Below are 19,472 nucleotides of genomic sequence, written 5' to 3'. Positions count from 1 at the left end.
AAACGCCCGGTTACATTCCGAACCCGGAAGCTAAGCCTCACAGCGCCGATGGTACTGCAGGGGGGACCCTGTGGGAGAGTAGGACGCCGCCGAACTCCTTTTGAAGCTCCGGCTCTTGGGCACTGCCCAGGGGCCGGAGCTTTTTTTGCGTTGAGGTAGGGTCAGGGGGCATCGTTGGCTCATTTCGCACAGGAGGCCCCCGGGTGGAGGTCCAGGAGACCCGTGTCCAGACAGACCGGGTCCTCACCATCCCCAACATCCTCAGCATGGCGCGGCTCGTCGGCGTACCCCTGTTCCTGTGGCTGATCCTCAGGCCGGAGTTCGGCGGCCCGAAGAGCGATGGCTGGGCCCTCCTCATCCTGGCCCTGAGCGGGGTCAGTGACTATCTCGACGGCAAGCTCGCCCGGCGCTGGAACCAGATCAGCAGCCTCGGCCGGCTCCTCGATCCCGCCGCCGACCGCCTCTACGTGCTTTCCACCCTGGTAGGCCTCACCTGGCGGGAGATCCTGCCCATCTGGCTGACCGCGCTCCTGCTGGTGCGGGAACTGATGCTGCTGGTGATGGTGGGCATCCTTCGCCGGCACGGGTACCCGCCGCCGCAGGTGAACTTCCTCGGCAAGGCGGCAACCTTCAACCTGATGTACGCCTTCCCGCTCCTGCTCCTCAGTGACGGAAGTGGTTGGATCGCGTCACTCGCCGCCGTTTTCGGATGGGCGTTCGCCGGATGGGGTACAACCCTCTATTGGTGGGCAGGAGTGCTCTACGTGGTACAAGTCCGCCGATTGGTTCGAGCGGACGCCATGGCCGATTGAGCTCGGCGATTGTCCGGACATGACGCCTCGATGGCCCGCGGTCGAAAAGTGCGGGACAATCTGGACGGGTGAAGTCGGCTAGACCGTCGTCTCTTGGAGGAGGACGCTTCCGACATGAAGGCCGTCGTGATGGCCGGGGGTGAAGGCACTCGCCTGCGCCCCATGACCTCTAGCATGCCCAAGCCGCTCCTGCCCGTGGTGAACCGCCCGATCATGGAGCACGTGCTACGGCTGCTCAAAAGGCACGGGCTCACCGAGACCGTGGTCACCGTGCAGTTCCTGGCATCGCTCGTCAAGAACTACTTCGGTGACGGCGAAGATCTCGGCATGGAGCTCACCTATGCCAATGAGGAGAAGCCACTCGGTACCGCCGGAAGCGTCAAGAACGCCGAGGAGGCGTTGAAGGACGATGCCTTCCTCGTCATTTCCGGTGATGCTCTGACCGACTTCGACCTCACGGATCTGATCAATTTCCACAAGGAGAAGGGCGCGCTGGTCACGGTCTGTCTGACCCGTGTGCCCAATCCGCTGGAGTTCGGCATCACCATCGTCGACGAGGAAGGCAAGGTCGAGCGCTTCCTGGAGAAGCCGACCTGGGGACAGGTCTTCTCCGACACGGTGAACACCGGCATCTACGTCATGGAGCCCGAGGTCTTCGACTACGTCGAAGCCGATGTCTCCGTCGACTGGTCCGGTGACGTCTTCCCGCAGTTGATGAAGGAAGGCAAGCCCATCTACGGCTATATCGCCGAGGGCTACTGGGAGGACGTCGGTACGCACGAGAGTTACGTGAAGGCCCAGGCGGACGTCCTCGAGGGCAAGGTCGACGTCGACATCGACGGCTTCGAGATCTCCCCGGGCGTATGGGTGGCCGAAGGCGCCGAAGTGCACCCCGACGCCGAACTGCGCGGGCCGCTGTACATCGGTGACTACGCGAAGGTCGAGGCCGGCGCCGAGATCCGCGAGCACACCGTCGTCGGCTCGAACGTCGTCGTCAAGAGCGGTGCCTTCCTCCACAAGGCCGTCGTGCACGACAACGTGTACATCGGGCAGCACAGCAACCTGCGCGGCTGTGTCGTCGGCAAGAACACCGACATCATGCGAGCCGCCCGGATCGAGGACGGCGCGGTCATCGGCGACGAGTGCCTGATCGGTGAGGAATCGATCGTTCAGGGCAACGTCCGCGTATACCCCTTCAAGACCATCGAGGCCGGTGCCTTCGTCAACACCTCGGTGATCTGGGAGTCCCGGGGGCAGGCGCATCTGTTCGGCGCCCGTGGAGTCACCGGCATCCTGAACGTGGAGATCACTCCGGAGCTGGCGGTGCGGCTCGCCGGCGCCTATGCGACGACCCTGAAGAAGGGCTCCACGGTCACCACCGCCCGTGACCACTCCCGCGGTGCCCGTGCGCTCAAGCGTGCGGTGATCTCAGCGCTCCAGGCCAGCGCCATCGACGTACGCGACCTGGAGAACGTGCCGCTGCCCGTGGCCCGGCAGCAGACCGCGCGAGGGAGCGCGGGCGGCATCATGATCCGGACCTCGCCCGGTGTCCCCGACTCGGTGGACATCATGTTCTTCGACGGGCAGGGCGCCGACCTCTCGCAGGGCAGCCAGCGCAAGCTGGACCGGGTGTTCGCACGCCAGGAATACCGGCGGGCCTTCCCCGGGGAGATCGGGGACCTGTACTTCCCGGCGAGCGTCTTCGACTCGTACACCGGGTCCCTCCTGCGGAACGTCGACACGACCGGGATAGCGGAATCGGGCCTCAAGGTCGTCGTGGACGCTTCGAACGGCAGTGCCGGGCTCGTGCTGCCCAGCCTGCTCGGCAAGCTCGGCGTGGACTCGCTGACCATCAACCCCGGTCTGGACGAGTCCCGGCCCACGGAGACCGCCGAGATGCGGCGCAACGGTCTGGTGCGCCTCGGAGAGATCGTGGCGTCCTCCGGCGCCGCGTTCGGTGTGCGGTTCGACCCCGTCGGCGAGCGGCTGTCGCTCGTGGACGAGAAGGGCCGGATCATCGAGGACGACCGGGCACTGCTGGTGATGCTGGACCTGGTCGCCGCCGAGCGGCGCAGCGGGCGGGTGGCCCTGCCGGTCACCACCACCCGGATCGCCGAGCAGGTCGCCGCCTACCACGGCACCCAGGTCGAGTGGACCACCACGTCGCCGGACGACCTCACGCGTGTGGGCGGCGAGGAGGGCACCATCTTCGGAGGCGACGGCAAGGGCGGATTCATCGTCCCCGAGTTCAGCAGCGTGTACGACGGCACGGCGGCCTTCGTGCGGCTCATCGGCCTGGTGGCGCGGACGCAGCTGACGCTGAGCCAGATCGACGCCCGGATCCCGCGGGCGCACGTCCTCAAGCGGGACCTGGCGACGCCGTGGGCCGTCAAGGGCCTGGTGATGCGACGAGTGGTCGAGGAGGCAGGGGATCGCTTTGTCGACACGACCGACGGTGTGCGGGTCGTGGAGACCGACGGGCGCTGGGTGATGGTGCTGCCCGACCCGGCCGAGGCCGTCACGCACCTCTGGGCGGAGGGGCCCGACGACGCCTCCGCTCAGGCCCTGCTGGACGAGTGGTCGGCCGTCGTGGACAGCGCCGGCCGTTAGCCACCGCGAGGCCCGGGGCCGTCGACCCGGCGCCCCCGGGCGGCGTCCGACGGCCCGGGGCGGCTCGGGGCGGCAAAAGCCACTGCACGCGTGCGTGCCGGACAAGTGTCCCCAAGGGGGCCTGTCCGGCACGCCGGTGGGGCCGTTCGGAGGTACTGGTCGCGACATGCGACGATGTGCGGCATGCCGCAGCAACCCCCCGTTCGGAGCAGCCCCACGCGGCCGCAGCGCCCGGACGCCTCCATGTCGTTGATCACCAACGTCATGGACCACAGCCTCGACGACGGGTACGCCGAGGCCGCCGCCCGGAGGGAGTCCCAGGGCGAGGGTGGTCTGCCCAAGACGCTCCGGGCCAAGCTGGGCCTGGCGGCCGGTCTCGTACTCGCGGCGCTCGTCGTGACGGTGGGGGCGGCGCAGGCGCGTGTCGCGGCGCCCGTGGTGGCCAAGGAGCGCCAGGAGCTGATCGACCGCATCGACAGCGAGACCGCTGACGCGGACGAGCTGGAGAGCACCGTCGACCAGCTGCGCGACGACGTCGGCGCGCGCCAGCAGGCGGCCCTGAAGTCGAGTGGCGGCAGCGCGGACGCGGACCTGGCGGGGCTGCTGTCGGGTGCCACCGCTGTGCAGGGTCCCGGCGTCAAGCTCGTCGTGAACGACGCCAAGGAGGCAAGCTCCGGTGGCGACGGCACCAACCCTCGGGAGACCTCGGACTTCTCCGACACCGGCCGGGTACGTGACCGCGACATGCAGCGCGTGGTCAACGGGCTCTGGGCCTCCGGAGCAGAGGCGATCTCCATCAACGGGCAGCGGCTGACCGCCCTGTCCGCGATCAGGGCCGCGGGTGACGCGATACTGGTCGACAACAGGCCGCTGGTGCCGCCGTACGCGGTGCTCGCCGTGGGGGACGGGGACAGGTTGAGCACGACATTCCAGAACAGCGCCGACGGCCTGTATCTGCATGCCCTGGAGGAGCAGTACGGCATCCGCGCCACCATCTCCACGGAGGCCGACCTCAGGTTGCCTGCCGCACCCAGTGTGATCGTACGCATAGCACAGCCGAAGTCCGAGAAAACCGAGAAGGGCACATCGTGATCGCCGTACTGGGCCTCGTCGTGGGAGTCGTGGCCGGCCTGTTGGTCCGGCCCGAGGTTCCGGCGGTCGTCGAGCCTTATCTGCCCATCGCCGTCGTCGCGGCGCTGGACGCTGTCTTCGGTGGTCTGCGGGCCATGCTGGACGGCATCTTCGACGACAAGGTCTTCGTGGTCTCCTTCCTGTCGAACGTGGTCGTCGCCGCCCTCATCGTGTTCTTGGGTGACAAGCTGGGTGTGGGCGCGCAGCTGTCCACGGGTGTCGTCGTGGTCCTGGGCATCCGGATCTTCTCCAACGCCGCGGCGATCCGACGGCACGTGTTCCGGGCGTGATTCCCATGAGCGAGCAGAACGACCGCAACGAGCGGAACGACCGCGACGGACAGAACGACCGCGACGAGCGGAACGACCCGTCCGAGAACCGGCTGCGCAGGGAACTGCCGGCCGAGGTGCCCGTGCCCACGCCCGCCGCGGGGGAAACGGCCCCGGAGCTGCCCGAGCAGCCGCTCACGGGCCGGCAGCGGCTCGTGACGGGCCTGTGGCCGCCGCGTTTCACGCGCGCCCAACTCATCGTCGCGGTGCTGCTGTTCGGTCTCGGCTTCGGCCTGGCCGTGCAGGTGGCGTCCAACAGCGACACCGACAGCGCGCTGCGCGGCGCCCGGCAGGAAGATCTTGTACGCATCCTCGATGAACTGGATTCGCGTACTCAGCGTCTTGAGGACGAGAAGCAGGGACTCGAAAAGCAGCGGCAGGAGCTGCAGAGCAGCTCCGACCAGGCCGCGGAGGCCCGTAAGCAGACTGCCGAGAAGGAGAGGCAACTCGGCATTCTGGCGGGCACCGTGGCGGCACAGGGTCCCGGCATCACCATGACGATCGAGGACACGAAGGGAACGGTCCAGGCGGACATGCTGCTCGACGCGATCCAGGAGTTGCGCGCGGCCGGCGCGGAGGCGATCCAGGTCAACGGGGTCCGGGTGGTCGCCGGCAGCTATTTCACCGACTCCGACGAGACGGTGCGCGTCGACGGGAACAAGATCAACGCCCCGTATCGTTTCAAGGTCATCGGCAAGCCGCAGGACCTGGAGCCGGCGCTGAACATCCCTGGAGGCGTGGTGCAGACCTTGGAGAAGGAGCAGGCCACGGTGACCGTCGAGCGGTCGGACAAGATCATTGTGGACGCCTTGCGACAGGCGAAGCGGCCTGACTACGCTCGGTCGTCCTCCCAGTGAACCGGCGGTGCATGGGGTCCGTCCGGCAGGGGCATGAGGTTGCGGGGGGTCGGCGCACCGAAGGGGTGGTGCGTGGTGGAAACTGTCTGGTGGATACGGACGTTGTGAGAATGTCCGGCTCGGCCGGTGTAGGCAATCAGGGTTCGTCCTGCCCCACGGGCGGGTCTGTTTCGGTCAAGGGGAATCGCCCGTGAAGTTGTTTGCGAAGTTGTTCGGCAAGAGCGCGCGAGAGGGTAGCGACAACGCGACCGCTCGTCATCGCGCACAGCCTGACGCGGAGGGCCAGCGCCCGCTGTTCCGGGACCAGGTCGCTGGTCCGGGCGGTGACATTTCGGGAGGTCAGGGCGCGGCGTCTGTTGACCCTGCCCAGTCCGGCGGCATAGGTTTCGGGCAACCGTCAACCTCAGGTACGGGTGGAGGGTTCGCGCCCAACCCGTACGCGTCCAACGCCCCGGCGGGGCAGCCGCGGCAGGAGGATCCGTCGATGTCGGTCCTGGTGTGTACGAGGTGCGGTAACCGCAATGCGGAGAACGCCCGGTTCTGCTCCAATTGCGGGGCGCCGCTGCGACCCGGGGTCGCGCCCGAGCGGGCCTCGGAGACGACCTCCACGATCTCGATCTCGGGTCTCGAGGCCTACGACGCCGAGGTGACCGGGCAGACGCAGCTGCCGATGCTCTCTCCGGAGGCGCAGGCCGCTGTGGACGCGCTGCCGGTGGGCTCGGCGCTGCTGGTGGTGCGCAGGGGGCCGAACTCGGGCAGCCGCTTCCTGCTGGACAGCGACCTGACCACGGCCGGACGCCACCCGCAGAGCGACATCTTCCTGGACGACGTGACGGTCTCCCGGCGTCACGTGGAGTTCCGGCGCTCCCCGGACGGCTCCTTCACGGTGGCCGACGTGGGCAGCCTGAACGGCACGTACGTCAACCGCGAGCGCATCGACCAGGTCGCTCTGGCGAACGGTGACGAGGTGCAGATCGGCAAGTACCGGCTGGTGTTCTACGCGAGCCGGCAGGGCATCTGAGCCGCCCCCGGGCCGACGTCCGGGGGGAACCCAGGGAAGGTCCATGCTTCAAACACCGAGCGGCGGTGCCGGAAGCGGTACCGCCGCCAGGGACAGTGGGCTGATGAGCATCGGCGCGGTGCTGAACGTGCTGCGTGACGAGTTCCCCGAAGTGACCATCTCCAAGATCCGCTTCCTGGAGTCGGAGGGGCTCGTCGAGCCGCGGCGGACCCCGTCGGGATACCGCAAGTTCAGCGCCGAGGACGTCGAGCGCCTCGGTCACATCCTGCGGATGCAGCGGGACCACTATCTGCCGCTCAAGGTGATCCGGGAACACCTGGACGCGATGGAGCGGGGCGAGGCCGCCCCGCTGCCCCTGGTCGGGCGTCAGCGCACCGCGGAGGACGTTCCGGCGCCCCTGGAGGGGCCCACGGTGGCCAGGATCGGCAGGGCCGAGTTGCTGGCCGCGGCGGACATCGACGAGGGAGCGCTGAAGGAGTGGGAGTCCTACGGGCTCATCGCTCCCCTGGAGGACGGGGCGTACGACGCCGAGGCCGTCACCGTGGCCTCGCTCGTCGCCGAACTGGGCCGGTTCGGGATCGAGCCGCGCCACCTTCGGGTGATGAAGGCGGCCGCCGATCGCGAGGCGGGGCTGGTCGACCAGGTGGTGGCCCCGCTCAAGCGCCACCGCAACCCGCAGACCAGGGCGCATGCCGAGGCCCGCACGAAGGAGCTGGCGGCCCTGACGATGAGCTTGCACGCGGCCCTGGTGAAGAGCGCTCTCGGGGTGCGGCTCCCCTGAACCGGCGGGTCCCGGGGAGGCCGGATCGGGCAGCTGTTCCCGGCCCGACTACCCAAACGTCCCGGGCACGGCCTAGGGTTGCTGTGTGAACGAGCTCGATGTCGTAGGTGTCCGGGTCGAAATGCCCTCCAACCAACCGATCGTGCTCCTGCGCGAAGTGGGGGGCGACCGTTACCTCCCCATCTGGATCGGGCCTGGGGAGGCGACGGCGATCGCCTTCGCCCAGCAGGGCATGGCCCCCGCGCGACCGCTGACCCACGACCTGTTCAAGGACGTGCTGGAGGCCGTCGGCCAGGAGCTGACCGAAGTGCGTATCACCGATCTGCGGGAAGGCGTCTTCTACGCGGAGCTGGTGTTCGCCAGTGGGGTGGAGGTCAGCGCCCGCCCCTCCGATGCCATAGCGCTGGCCCTGCGCACCGGCACGCCGATCTACGGCAGTGACACGGTGCTGGACGACGCGGGCATCGCCATCCCGGACGAGCAGGAGGACGAGGTGGAGAAGTTCCGCGAGTTCCTCGACCAGATCTCGCCCGAGGACTTCGGCACCAGCAGCCAGTGAGGCGCGCGGCCGGCCCGCCGTACGGGGGTTTCCTCCGGCACGGTCGGTGGCTCCGCGCGGCGGGCTCCCCGGCAATTGCCCCCGGCCAGTGAGAGCGTCCTACGGCTCCCCGCGAGCGCATTCGGCTAGCCTTTCCCCGCGGTGGGACACGGGAAACCACTCCTTGGGTGATTATCACTCGGCGTGCCGAGTGTGGCGATCGTTGACGCACCCCTGGTGACTGCCTACCGTCGAGAAGGCAGGTCAAGGACGGAGGTCGGCGTGAGAACCAGCGGCGACGGTACGGCTGGGGGTGCCCCCGGACACGGTTTCGGGGAGAGCGGTCCGTACCCGCCCCCGAGTTCCCGGCTGCGCTCAGGCGGCGGGCATGCCCGTCCCGGCAGCGCGGTGGAGCACGCGCCGCAGCTGCCGACGGCGGTGCCGAACGGCGGAGGGGTGGCGTCCATGGCGTCCGAGGAGATCGGCTACCGCGGGCCCACGGCCTGTGCAGCGGCCGGCATCACCTACCGGCAGCTCGACTACTGGGCCCGTACCGGTCTGGTCGAGCCCAGCGTGCGGCCCGCCTACGGGTCGGGCACGCAGCGTCTGTACAGCTTCCGGGACGTCGTCGTCCTGAAGATCGTGAAGCGCTTCCTGGACACCGGCGTGTCGCTGCAGAACATCCGCACGGCCGTCCAGCACCTCAGAGAACGCGGTTTCCGTGATCTGGAGCGGATGACCCTGATGAGCGACGGTGCCACCGTGTACGAGTGCACCTCGCCCGACGAGGTCCACGCCCTGCTCCAGGGCGGTCAGGGCATTTTCGGAATCGCCGTCGGCGTGGTGTGGCGGGACGTGGAAAGCGCCCTCTCCCAGCTGCACGGCGAGCGCATCGACACCGGCGAGACCCTCGTCGGGCACAACCCGGCGGACGAGCTGGCGAGGCGCCGCAACCGGGCGGTCTGACCGCCCGCCCCCGCAAGGGCGCCTGCGGCACCACCGCTCCGGCACCACCGCATTGTCAGTGCCGTGGTGCAGCATCGGAGATGTGAGAAACGCGCCCACGATCCTGCATCTCGACATGGATGCCTTCTTCGCCTCGGTGGAGCAGGCGTCCAAGCCGAGCCTGCGCGGGAAGGCGGTCGTCGTGGGCGGGCTCGGACCGCGCGGTGTGGTGGCCACCGCGTCGTACGAGGCGCGGGTGCTCGGGGTCCACTCGGCGATGCCCATGGCCCAGGCGCGCCGGCTGGCACCCAACGCCGCGTATCTGGTCCCGCGTTTCATGCTGTACCGGACGATCAGCGAGCAGGTGATGGCCCTGCTGCGGGAGCTGTCGCCGCTGGTCGAGCCGCTGAGCCTGGACGAGGCGTTCGTGGACCTGGAGGCCGGGGGGACGGCCTGGGACGAGGAGTCGGCGCGGCGGGCCGGGGTGAAGCTGCGCGCGGACATCCGGGCGGTCACCGGGCTGACCGGATCGGTGGGGCTCGCCGCCTCCAAGATGCTCGCGAAGATCGCCTCCGAGCAGGCCAAGCCGGACGGTCTGACGCTGATCGAGCCGGGGACCGAGCGGGCGATGCTGGGCCCGATGACGGTGCGCACGCTGCCCGGGGTCGGACCGGCCACCGGCGACCATCTGCGCCGGGCCGGCATCAGCACGGTGGAGGAGCTGGCCGAGGCGGGCGAGGACGAGCTGGTCCGGCTGCTCGGCAAGGCGCACGGACACGCGCTGTACGCCATGGCCCTGGCCCGGGACGAGCGGCCGGTGGTGGCCGAGCGGGAGGCCAAGTCGGTCTCGGTGGAGGACACGTACGACGTGGACATCCATGACCGGCTGCGGGTCGGTCTGGAGGTCCAGCGGCTGGCCGACCGGTGCGTGGGGCGGCTGCGTGGGGCCGGGCTGTCCGGGCGCACCATCGTCCTGAAGGTGCGGCGGTACGACTTCTCCACCCTGACCCGCTCCGAGACGCTCAGAGGGCCCACGGACGACCCCGTGGTCATCCGCGAGGCCGCGGCGCGGCTGCTGGAGTCCGTGGACACCACCGGAGGGGTACGGCTGCTCGGTGTGGGTGTCTCCGGGCTCGCCGACTACACGCAGGAGGACCTCTTCGCCCAGGCGATGCCGGTGCTGCCGGCGGAGGAGCCGGAGAAGGGCGTGCCCGAGCCGGTCGTGGAGCGGCCGGAGCCGGCCGAGCGGCAGTGGCGTGCCGGGCAGGACGTGCGGCACACCGAGTACGGGCACGGGTGGGTGCAGGGGAGCGGTCTGGGGCGGGTCACCGTGCGGTTCGAGACGCCGCAGTCACCTCCGGGGCGGGTACGGACGTTTCTGGTCGACGATCCCGCGCTGGAGTCCGCCGATCCGTTGCCGTTGACCGCGGATCCCCGCCACCCGCCGGCCGGTCTCGCCCCGCCTGGCAGCGATCGCCACGAGGCTCCGCACCAGGCCCCGGCAGCCTCGGACGACGCTCGGCCGGCGGGCCCGCGCCCGGGTCCGGACGCGGGGCCGCCCGCGGGCGGGGGCCGGGAGGCGGGCGCGGACGGGGCCTCGGGCATCGGCCGGGAAGCGGGCGTCGGCCGGTCCGTCGGCGTGGGGTGCGAGGCCGGCGCGGACCGGTCCGTGGGGGTGGAGGGCGAGGCCGGCGCGGACCGGTCCGTGGGGGTGGAGGGCGAGGCCGGTGGGGGCCGGTCCGTGGGGGCGGAGCCGGCGGAGGGCGCGGGTCAGGCCTCCTCCGATCCGGCCAGCTTGCCGAAGTCGTGGTCCGGGGCCGCGGGAGGTGGGGTCACGTCGAGACCGTAGTGGTGGTAGAGCTGGCGTTCCTGTTCGGGGGAGAGGTGACGGCCCACGCCGAAGTCGGGGGCGTCCCTGATCAGGGAGCGGTCGAAGGGCACGTGCAGCGTGCCCTCGACGAGCTCGCTGGGCTCCAGGGGGACGAAGGCGTCGCGGGAGAAGAGACCGGTGCGTATGGCGGCCCACTCGGGCACGCCGGTCGCGTCGTCCAGGTACACCTCGTCGATGGTGCCGATCTTGGTTCCCTTCTGGTCGAACGCCTTGCGGCCGATCAGGTTGCGCGGATCGATGTCGGTCTGCACGGCCCCTCTCCCTCCACTTGGTCGCAACTCATCCGTAAGCACTACAAAAGAGCACATTCAAGGAGGCGGCCACTCGAAGGCTCCGGCGTTGACCTCGCTGGTAGGCTGACAGCGGCTGCTGAACCCGTGCGGGAGAGTCCTCCGACCATCTCGGAGGCGCCGAAGGAGCAACTCCTCCCCGGAATCTCTCAGGCTCACGTACCGCACGGACGAGGTCACTCTGGAAAGCAGAGCGGGGGTCGACGGCTCCCGCTCTCACCGACGGTGAAAGCCGGCGCTCTCGCGCGCCTGGTGAAGCTCTCAGGTTGAGATGACAGAGGGGGAGGCCGTCGGGGTACCCGCGCCGGGGTGCCCCTCGCAGGTCGCGTCAGACCAGGAGGCCTCCGCAATGACCGCCCATCGCATTCCGCTCTCCGAGCTCGAAGCCGGTATCCCGTTCGAGCAGCGCCACATCGGGCCCGACCAGGAGGCGCGGGCCAAGATGCTCGCGCACGTCGGGTACGGCTCGCTCGACGAGCTGACCGCCGCCGCGGTCCCGGATGTGATCAAGAACGCCGACGCCCTGGACCTGCCGGGCGGCCGGACCGAGGCCGAGGTGCTCGCCGAGCTGCGCTCGCTCGCCGACCGCAACCAGGTCCTCGGCTCCATGATCGGCCTGGGTTACCACGGCACCTTCACGCCGCCCGTCATCCTGCGCAATGTCATGGAGAACCCGGCCTGGTACACGGCGTACACGCCCTACCAGCCGGAGATCTCCCAGGGCCGTCTGGAGGCCCTGCTGAACTTCCAGACGATGGTCGCCGAGCTGACCGGCCTGCCGACCTCCGGCGCCTCCCTGCTGGACGAGGGCACCGCCGCCGCCGAGGCGATGGCCCTGTCCCGCCGCATGGGCAAGAACAAGAAGGGCCTGTTCCTGATCGACGCGGACGCCCTGCCGCAGACCATCGCGGTGATCGAGACGCGTGCCGAGCCGACCGGCGTCGAGGTCGTCGTCGCCGACCTCACCGAGGGCATCCCGGCGGAGATCGCCGGACGTGAGATCAACGGCGTACTGATCCAGTACCCGGGCGCCTCGGGTGCCGTACGCGACATCAAGCCGGTCATCGACCAGGCGCACGAGCTGGGCGCCCTGGTGACCGTGGCCGCGGACCTGCTCGCGCTGACCCTGCTGACCTCGCCGGGCGAGCTGGGTGCCGACATCGCCATCGGCACCACCCAGCGCTTCGGTGTGCCCATGGGCTTCGGCGGTCCGCACGCCGGCTACATGGCCGTCCACGAGAAGTTCGCGCGCAGCCTGCCCGGCCGCCTGGTCGGTGTCTCCGTCGACGCCGACGGCCACAAGGCCTACCGGCTCGCGCTGCAGACCCGTGAGCAGCACATCCGCCGCGAGAAGGCGACCAGCAACATCTGCACCGCGCAGGTGCTGCTCGCCGTGATGGCCGGCATGTACGCCGTCTACCACGGGCCCGAGGGCCTGAAGACCATCGCCCGGCGCACCCACCGCTACGCGACCGTCATCGCCGCGGGCCTGAAGAGCGCCGGTGTCGAGATCGTGCACGGCGCCTACTTCGACACGCTCACCGCGCGCGTGCCCGGCAAGGCCGCCGAGGTCGTCGCCGCGGCCCGGGAGAACGGCGTCAACCTGCGCCTGGTCGACGCCGACCACGTCTCCCTCGCCTGTGACGAGACCACCAAGCGGGCCGAGGTGGCCGCCGTCTGGTCCGCCTTCGGCGTCGAGGCCGACATCGAGGCGCTGGACGCGACCGCCGAGGACACCCTGCCCGAGGCGCTGCTGCGCACCGACGTCTACCTCAACCACCCGGTGTTCCAGCAGCACCGCTCCGAGACGGCGATGCTGCGCTACCTGCGCAAGCTGTCCGACCGCGACTACGCGCTCGACCGCGGCATGATCCCGCTGGGCTCCTGCACCATGAAGCTCAACGCGACCACGGAGATGGAGCCGGTCACCTGGCCGGAGTTCGGTCAGCTGCACCCCTTCGCCCCGGCCGAGCAGGCACAGGGCTACCTGACCCTCATCCACGAGCTGGAGGACCGTCTCGCCGAGGTCACCGGCTACGACAAGGTCTCCCTCCAGCCGAACGCCGGTTCCCAGGGCGAGCTGGCCGGTCTGCTGGCCGTCCGCGGCTACCACCGCGCCAACGGTGACGAGCAGCGCACCGTCTGCCTGATCCCGTCCTCCGCGCACGGCACGAACGCCGCGAGCGCCGTGATGGCCGGCATGAAGGTCGTCGTCGTCAAGACCGCCGAGGACGGCGAGATCGACGTCGAGGACCTGCGCGCCAAGATCGAGCAGCACCGCGACGAGCTGGCGGTGCTGATGATCACCTACCCGTCGACGCACGGTGTGTTCGAGGAGCACGTCGCCGACATCTGCGCCCAGGTCCACGAGGCCGGCGGCCAGGTGTACGTGGACGGTGCCAACCTCAACGCGCTCGTCGGTCTCGCCAAGCCGGGCCACTTCGGCGGTGACGTCTCGCACCTGAACCTGCACAAGACCTTCTGCATCCCGCACGGCGGCGGCGGTCCGGGCGTCGGCCCGGTCGCGGTCCGTTCGCACCTCGCGCCGTACCTGCCGAACCACCCGCTCCAGCCGGAGGCCGGCCCGGAGACGGGCGTGGGTCCGATCTCGGCGGCCCCGTGGGGCAGCGCGGGCATCCTGCCCATCTCGTGGGCGTACGTCCGCCTGATGGGCGGCGAGGGACTCAAGCGCGCCACGCAGGTGGCCGTGCTGTCCGCGAACTACATCGCCAAGCGCCTGGAGCCGCACTTCCCCGTGCTCTACACCGGCCCCGGCGGCCTGGTCGCGCACGAGTGCATCATCGACCTGCGCCCGCTGACCAAGGCGACCGGCGTCAGCGTGGACGACGTCGCCAAGCGCCTGATCGACTACGGCTTCCACGCGCCCACCATGTCCTTCCCGGTGGCCGGCACGCTGATGATCGAACCGACCGAGTCCGAGGACATCACCGAGCTGGACCGGTTCTGCGACGCGATGATCGCCATCCGCGCGGAGATCGAGAAGGTCGGCTCGGACGAGTGGCCCGCGGAGGACAACCCGCTGCGGAACGCCCCGCACACCGCCGCCGCGCTCGGCGGCGAGTGGGCGCACGCCTACAGCCGCGACGAGGCCGTCTTCCCGGCGGGTGTCGCACCGGCCGACAAGTACTGGCCGCCGGTGCGCCGCATCGACCAGGCCTTCGGCGACCGCAACCTGGTGTGCTCCTGCCCGCCGCTTGACGCCTACGAGGACTGAGTGAGCGAAGGTGAGGGCCCCGTCCGTACCGCGGACGGGGCCCTCACCCGTGCCGGGGGGCAGTCCTCCGGCTCGTGCCAGGGCCCGTCTTCCGACTCGTGCCGGGGCCCGCGACCCGGCACGCACATCGGAAGGCTGTCGCCGGCCGCCGGCGCTCCGCGTCACCGCCCGTCCGACGGCACGCCCAAGGTCGTCCGCGGTACGCCCCGGGGCTTCCGTTCGGATCAGCCGGATCAGGGCGCGGTGCCGGGGTCCCCGAGCCCGGCACGATCCGAGCGAGAGGCCCTATGCCGTCGCCAGCGCGACCTCCGTCGACTTGATCAGGGCGATGACGTCGGAGCCGACGAAGAGGCCGAGGTCTCCGGCCGCGTCCTTCGTGATCGCGGCGGTGAGTTCACCGCCCTCCACGGTGACCTTGACGGTGGCCATGGCCTCGCCGAGCACGAGCCGGGTGACCGTGCCGGCGAGCTGGTTGCGGATCGACACGCCCTCGATCCGGCCGGTGGCGAGGGAGACCTCCGTCGACTTCACCAGGGCGCTCACCGCGGTGCCCGGGGCGAGGCCGAGCTGCTCGACGGCCTCCAGGGTGATGGCCGCGGTCAGCTCCTGGCCGCCGGAGAGCCGGACCTTGACGGTCGCCATGACTTCGCCCGGGTGTACCTCGGTGACGGTGCCGGGCAGCTGGTTGCGGATGCTCAGGGTCATGGGCACCCACGGTAGGGCCCCGGTCCGGTCAGGCCGGGTATGCGTGGGTCTGCGTCGCCTTCACCGTCGCCCAGACCGATGCACCCGGATACAGCTCCAGCTCGGCGGCGGCGACCGTCGTGAGGTCCGCCGCGAGTGGTAGCTCGCCGGTGAGATCGGCGCGGATCTGGTCGCCCCGCGTCTCCAGCCCGGCGACCTCGCAGCGCCACAGGTTGCGGGCGCTGGCGCCGGAGGGCCGGTCCCGGAACAGGGTCACCGCGGACGGCGGGAACGCCACGAAGACCGGGCCGGACAGCTCCTCCGTGGTCGTGATCGCGGGCCCCGCCTCCAGCCGTACCGCGTGCCCGGCGGCCTGGCCACGGTAGAGGTTGAGGCCGACGAGCTGGGCGATGTAGTCGGTGCGTGGGTGCCGGGCGATGTCCGCGGGGGTGCCCTCCTGCACGACCCGCCCGTGCTCCACGACCACCAGCCGGTCCGCGAGCACCATGGCGTCCAGGGGATCGTGGGTGACCAGTACCGATACCGCCTCGAACTCGGCCAGACGGCGGCGCAGCTGGGCGCGGATCTCCAGGCGGGTACGGGCGTCCAGGGCCGCCAGCGGCTCGTCCAGGAGCAGCAGCCGGGGCCTGGTGGCCAGGGCGCGGGCGAGGGCGACGCGCTGGGCCTGGCCGCCGGAGAGGCGGCGCGGTTTGACTCCCGCGTGGGCGGACAGGCCCATCCGCTCCAGCCAGGCCGCGGCCTGGGAGCGGGCCTCGGCCTTGCTCGCGCCGCGGCAGCGGGGGCCGAAGGCGACGTTGTCCAGGGCGGTCAGGTGGGGGAAGAGCAGGTAGTCCTGGAAGACCACGCCGACCGGGCGGGATTCCGGGGGCGTGTCGTCCAGTGAGGTGCCGTCCAGGCACAGGTGTCCGTCGGTGAGGGGGGTGAGGCCGGCGAGGGCGCGCAGGGCGGTGGTCTTGCCGGCGCCGTTGGGGCCGAGGAGGGCGACGACGTCTCCTGGGGCGGCGGTGAGGGTGATGTCCAGGCGGAAGGAGGCACGGTCGACGATGAGGTGGGCGTCCAGGCCGGGTGGCTGGTGGGGGTGCGGGTGTGGGTGTGGGTGCGGGTCGGTGGTGAGGGTCCGGCCTTCGGCCGGATTCGGATTCCCACCCGGACCACCCGTGCGGCTTTCGCGGTCGGGTGCGGGTGCCCCCTGCGGGGGGCGAGCGCCGTCGGCGGCTGCGGGTGGCGGCTGCGGGAGCTGAAGGCTGTCAGCGGGTGCGGGTGCGGGTGCGGGTGCGGGTGGGCCCTGCGGTAGCTGAGCGCCGTCGGTGGCTGGGGCCTGTGAGGTCTGTGCGCCGTCGGTGGGTGCGGGTGGGGGCTGGGGGCCGGCTGCGGGGGTGGGCAGGGTTGGGTCGCTTTCCCTTGGGGGGCGCGCGGGTGTGGTGGCGTCGGGGGGCGTGGGGTGGGGGTTTGTCATGATGTTGTCATCCAGCGGTCCCTGAGCCCCGCCAGTACCGCGATCGACACGACGAGCAGTACCAGGCTGAGGGCGATCGCGGCCTCGGGGTCGTTCTGCAGAGCGAGGTACACCGCGAGGGGCATGGTCTGGGTGCGTCCGGGGAAGTTGCCCGCGAACGTGATCGTCGCGCCGAACTCGCCGAGGGCCCGGGCCCAGGCCAGCACCGAGCCGGCCGCGATGCCGGGCGCGATCAGCGGCAGTGTGACCCGCCGGAACGCGGTGAAGCGGGACGCGCCCAGCGTGGTGGCCGCCTCCTCGTAGCGCGGGTCGGCCGCGCGCAGGGTGCCCTCGACGCTGATCACCAGGAACGGCATCGCCACGAACGCCTCCGCGACCACGACACCCGTGGTGGTGAACGGCAGGGTGATCCCGAACCACGAGTCGAGCCACTGGCCGATGACGCCGTTGCGGCCCAGCGCGAGCAGCAGCGCCACACCCCCGACCACCGGCGGCAGCACGAGCGGGAGGGTGACCAGGGCCCGTACGAGGCCCCGGCCGGGGAACTCCGTACGGGCCAGCAGCCATGCGAGCGGTACGCCGAGGACCAGGGTGACGGCGGTCGCCGCGGTGGCGCTGACCAGGGACAGCTGGAGCGCCTGCCACACCTCGGTGCTGGTCAGCTGGTCCGGCAGGCTGCGCCAGGGCGCGCGGACGAGCAGCGCGAGCAGCGGCAGCAGCAGGAACGCCAGCGCCAGCAGACCCGGCAGCAGCAGCGGCAACGGCACCCCGCGTCGGCCCCCCGTGCCGACGCGGCGGCGTCGCGGCCGGCCCGTGCGGGGACCGGTCGCGGCACCGGGCTTGTCGAGCGAGGTCACGGCTTGAGGAACCCGGCTTCGCTCAGCACCTTCTGGCCCTCGGCGGACTGCACGAGAGCGATGAACGCCTTGGCCGTCTCGGCGTTCGGCGCGTCCTTGAGCAGGACGATCGGGTAGTCGTTGACCGCCTCGGCGGACTCCGGGAACTCCACGCCCTCCACCTTGCCACCCGCGGCCTTCACATCGGTCTTGTAGACGACCGCGGCGTCGGCCTCCTTCAGTTCCACCTTGTTCAGGGCGCTCTTGACGTCCGGTTCGTAGGAGGCCGGGGTGAGCTCGAGCTTGCCGGCGTCCAGGGCCTTCTGCGCGGCGGCGCCGCACGGCACGGTCTTGTCGCACAGGACGACCTTCAGACCGGACTTGGTCAGGTCCTTGAGGGAGGCGACCTTGTCGGGGTTGCCCGGCAGGGTGGCGATCTCCAGCTGGTTGCGGACGAAAGTGGCCGGCGTGCCGGCCGCGTCGCCCTTGTCCGTCACGATCTTCATCGTCTTACCGCTGGCGGCGGCGAAGACGTCGGCCGGGGCGCCGCCGGTGATGCTCGCGGCAAGGGTGTCGCTGCCGCCGAAGTTGAAGGTCACCTTCGTGCCCGGGTGGTCCTTCTCGAACTCCTTGCCCAGGGCCGTGAAGCTCTCCTTGAGCGAGGCGGCGGCGAAGACGGTGACTGTGCCCGAGAGCTTCGGCGACGAGGACCCCGAGGAGCCGGACTGCGACGGCGAGGAGTCGTCGGAGGAGGAGCAGGCGCTCAGGGCCATCAGGGCGGCGGCTCCCGCACCGGCCAGCTGCAGCATTCGCCGGGTCCGGCGCACGGAACGGGTCATCACGGATCTACTCCTCGGGTTCTGTGGAACAACTGTCGCGCCCCTGGGACGGCCGAGCTTCGGCCGTGCGGCGATGATACTGCCGCATCTGCCAGGTGTAAGTCTCCTGTCACATCGCATGAGCTGCGAACTCGCGACTTGTAGCTTGCATGTGCGTTTGTACGGCCCGTCCGGGCGGGTACGGTGCTGCGGGAGGTGGTCGACAGTGACGCTCGCGGAACTCGCCCTGACCGGAGATCTGGTACGACCCGCCCGGCTGACGGTGCCGGACCTGCTGCGCCGGCCGCAGCACGGGGCGGACGTCAGCTTCGAGTGCGCGACCAGCGGCATCCAGCACCACGGGTTCACCGGCCCGCGCCTGTACGACGTGCTCGCCGACGCCGGCCCCGGCTTCGACCCGGTGCGGCGCAAGGACCGGTTGCGGTTCCTCATCGAGGTCACCGGCACCGACGGGCATCACGCGCTGCTGTCCTGGGCCGAGATCGACCCGGACTTCGCGGACGCGCCCGTACTGCTGGGAGTCACCATCGACGGCACCCCGCTCGACGAGGCCGGACCGCAGCTGGTGCTTCCGCAGGACCGGTGCGGGGCCCGGCACATCAGCGGGATCACGGCGATCCGGGTGGACGGGGGCTACCGCCTCGGGGCGGCCGCGCGGCGCGAGACCCTCGGCCGGCTCGGTCCGGCGCCGTCGGCCGCGTCCGGTCAGCCGTCGGCCGCGGTTCTGTGATCCGCACGCCCGTCGTGGCGCTCGGGGTGCGGTGAGCGCGTCGGGTCAGACGCGGTCGATGTGCACGTTCGTGGACTTCACCCGTGCGGTGGCCTCCATGCCGACCTCCAGGCCCAGTTCCTCCACGGCCTCCCGGGTCAGCAGCGAGACAAGCCGGTGCGGGCCCGCCTGGATCTCCACCTGGGCGGCGACATCGCCGAGCTTGATCGCGGTGACGATGCCGGGGAAGGCGTTGCGGACCGAGGTGTGCGAGGCGTCCTCCTCACCGCCGCCTCCCTTGGCCAGCTCCACGGAGAACGCGGCGAGATCCCTGCCGTCGATGAGCCGTCGGCCGGACTCGTCGCGGTGGGTGGCGACCCGGCCGGCGTCGGCCCAGCGGCGGGCGGTGTCCGGGCTGATGCCCAGCAGCCGCGCGGCCTGGCCGATCGTGTAGGACTGCATGCCGGTCACGATAGGGCCATGTACC

At 70.6% G+C, this 19,472-nt stretch carries 17 protein-coding genes, 1 rRNA gene, 1 pseudogene and 1 riboswitch; of the genes and pseudogenes, 13 read left to right on the top strand and 6 right to left on the bottom strand.

The features are described from left to right. From rrf to FHS34_RS08555, 11 genes and pseudogenes are all read left to right on the top strand, one after another. Window positions 1-95 (top strand): 5S ribosomal RNA (gene rrf, locus FHS34_RS08605); the annotation flags it as partial. 108 nt (window positions 96-203) lie between these two features. Then, on the top strand, window positions 204-812 hold the full coding sequence (gene clsA, locus FHS34_RS08600; RefSeq protein WP_184962814.1) for a cardiolipin synthase ClsA: 609 nt from the start codon (window positions 204-206) through the stop codon (window positions 810-812). Window positions 813-926: 114 nt separating this feature from the next. Then, the gene (locus FHS34_RS08595; RefSeq protein WP_184962957.1) at window positions 927-3,422 is read left to right on the top strand and encodes a mannose-1-phosphate guanyltransferase; all 2,496 of its coding nucleotides are present in this window, start codon (window positions 927-929) and stop codon (window positions 3,420-3,422) included. 183 nt (window positions 3,423-3,605) lie between these two features. Further along, on the top strand, window positions 3,606-4,514 hold the full coding sequence (locus tag FHS34_RS08590; protein WP_184962813.1) for a DUF881 domain-containing protein: 909 nt from the start codon (window positions 3,606-3,608) through the stop codon (window positions 4,512-4,514). Further along, the gene (locus FHS34_RS08585) at window positions 4,511-4,843 is read left to right on the top strand and encodes a small basic family protein (protein WP_003988855.1); all 333 of its coding nucleotides are present in this window, start codon (window positions 4,511-4,513) and stop codon (window positions 4,841-4,843) included. The genes FHS34_RS08590 and FHS34_RS08585 overlap by 4 nt, the downstream gene beginning before the upstream one ends. Before the next feature lie 5 nt (window positions 4,844-4,848). Further along, the gene (locus FHS34_RS08580) at window positions 4,849-5,739 is read left to right on the top strand and encodes a DUF881 domain-containing protein (RefSeq protein WP_184962811.1); all 891 of its coding nucleotides are present in this window, start codon (window positions 4,849-4,851) and stop codon (window positions 5,737-5,739) included. A gap of 190 nt (window positions 5,740-5,929) precedes the next feature. Then, window positions 5,930-6,760, top strand: coding sequence for a zinc-ribbon and FHA domain-containing protein (locus tag FHS34_RS08575; RefSeq protein ID WP_184962809.1), 831 nt, complete (start codon window positions 5,930-5,932; stop codon window positions 6,758-6,760). A 43-nt stretch (window positions 6,761-6,803) separates the two neighbouring features. Further along, the gene (gene ftsR, locus FHS34_RS08570) at window positions 6,804-7,541 is read left to right on the top strand and encodes a transcriptional regulator FtsR (RefSeq protein ID WP_184962807.1); all 738 of its coding nucleotides are present in this window, start codon (window positions 6,804-6,806) and stop codon (window positions 7,539-7,541) included. Window positions 7,542-7,626: 85 nt separating this feature from the next. Next, window positions 7,627-8,100 (top strand): bifunctional nuclease family protein, encoded by a 474-nt coding sequence (locus tag FHS34_RS08565; RefSeq protein WP_026253112.1) that lies wholly within the window; start codon window positions 7,627-7,629, stop codon window positions 8,098-8,100. Window positions 8,101-8,361: 261 nt separating this feature from the next. After that, complete coding sequence (locus tag FHS34_RS08560) at window positions 8,362-9,045, top strand: MerR family transcriptional regulator (RefSeq protein WP_184962805.1); 684 nt, start codon at window positions 8,362-8,364, stop codon at window positions 9,043-9,045. A gap of 82 nt (window positions 9,046-9,127) precedes the next feature. Then, window positions 9,128-10,457 (top strand): annotated as a pseudogene (locus FHS34_RS08555) (DNA polymerase IV); the annotation flags it as partial. A 337-nt stretch (window positions 10,458-10,794) separates the two neighbouring features. On the opposite strand, the gene FHS34_RS08550 reads toward FHS34_RS08555, so the two are convergent. Continuing rightward, complete coding sequence (locus FHS34_RS08550; protein ID WP_184962801.1) at window positions 10,795-11,166, bottom strand: PRC-barrel domain-containing protein; 372 nt, start codon at window positions 11,164-11,166, stop codon at window positions 10,795-10,797. A gap of 119 nt (window positions 11,167-11,285) precedes the next feature. Continuing rightward, a riboswitch (glycine riboswitch) is annotated at window positions 11,286-11,380 on the top strand. Window positions 11,381-11,554: 174 nt separating this feature from the next. Between FHS34_RS08550 and gcvP the strand changes: the two genes are divergently transcribed. Then, on the top strand, window positions 11,555-14,440 hold the full coding sequence (gene gcvP / locus FHS34_RS08545; RefSeq protein ID WP_184962799.1) for an aminomethyl-transferring glycine dehydrogenase: 2,886 nt from the start codon (window positions 11,555-11,557) through the stop codon (window positions 14,438-14,440). Between the two features lie 285 nt (window positions 14,441-14,725). Here gcvP and FHS34_RS08540 read toward each other — a convergent pair whose 3' ends face one another. From FHS34_RS08540 to modA, 4 genes are all read right to left on the bottom strand, one after another. Further along, the gene (locus FHS34_RS08540; protein WP_184962797.1) at window positions 14,726-15,145 is read right to left on the bottom strand and encodes a TOBE domain-containing protein; all 420 of its coding nucleotides are present in this window, start codon (window positions 15,143-15,145) and stop codon (window positions 14,726-14,728) included. Between the two features lie 28 nt (window positions 15,146-15,173). Next, on the bottom strand, window positions 15,174-16,205 hold the full coding sequence (locus FHS34_RS08535) for an ABC transporter ATP-binding protein (RefSeq protein WP_184962955.1): 1,032 nt from the start codon (window positions 16,203-16,205) through the stop codon (window positions 15,174-15,176). 392 nt (window positions 16,206-16,597) lie between these two features. Then, window positions 16,598-17,458 carry an ABC transporter permease gene (locus FHS34_RS08530; protein ID WP_184962795.1) on the bottom strand — a complete coding sequence of 287 codons (861 nt, stop codon included), beginning with the start codon at window positions 17,456-17,458 and terminating at the stop codon, window positions 16,598-16,600. Beyond that, the gene (gene modA / locus FHS34_RS08525) at window positions 17,455-18,276 is read right to left on the bottom strand and encodes a molybdate ABC transporter substrate-binding protein (protein WP_184962793.1); all 822 of its coding nucleotides are present in this window, start codon (window positions 18,274-18,276) and stop codon (window positions 17,455-17,457) included. The genes FHS34_RS08530 and modA overlap by 4 nt, the downstream gene beginning before the upstream one ends. Window positions 18,277-18,481: 205 nt before the next feature. On the opposite strand from modA, the gene FHS34_RS08520 reads away from it, so the two are divergent. After that, a complete protein-coding gene (locus FHS34_RS08520; RefSeq protein ID WP_225817693.1) occupies window positions 18,482-19,006 on the top strand; it encodes a molybdopterin-binding protein in 525 nt (174 codons plus the stop codon). 45 nt (window positions 19,007-19,051) lie between these two features. Here the strand turns inward: FHS34_RS08520 and FHS34_RS08515 are convergent, their stop codons facing one another. Continuing rightward, window positions 19,052-19,447: a TOBE domain-containing protein gene (locus tag FHS34_RS08515; protein ID WP_184962791.1), complete on the bottom strand. Its 396-nt coding sequence runs from the start codon at window positions 19,445-19,447 to the stop codon at window positions 19,052-19,054. Between the last annotated feature and the right edge of the window lie 25 nt (window positions 19,448-19,472).

Source organism: Streptomyces echinatus (assembly GCF_014203595.1).
GTDB lineage: Bacteria > Actinomycetota > Actinomycetes > Streptomycetales > Streptomycetaceae > Streptomyces > Streptomyces echinatus.
The sequence above is the reverse complement of the archived record's forward strand: the minus strand, read 5'-3'. Positions and strand labels throughout refer to the sequence as shown.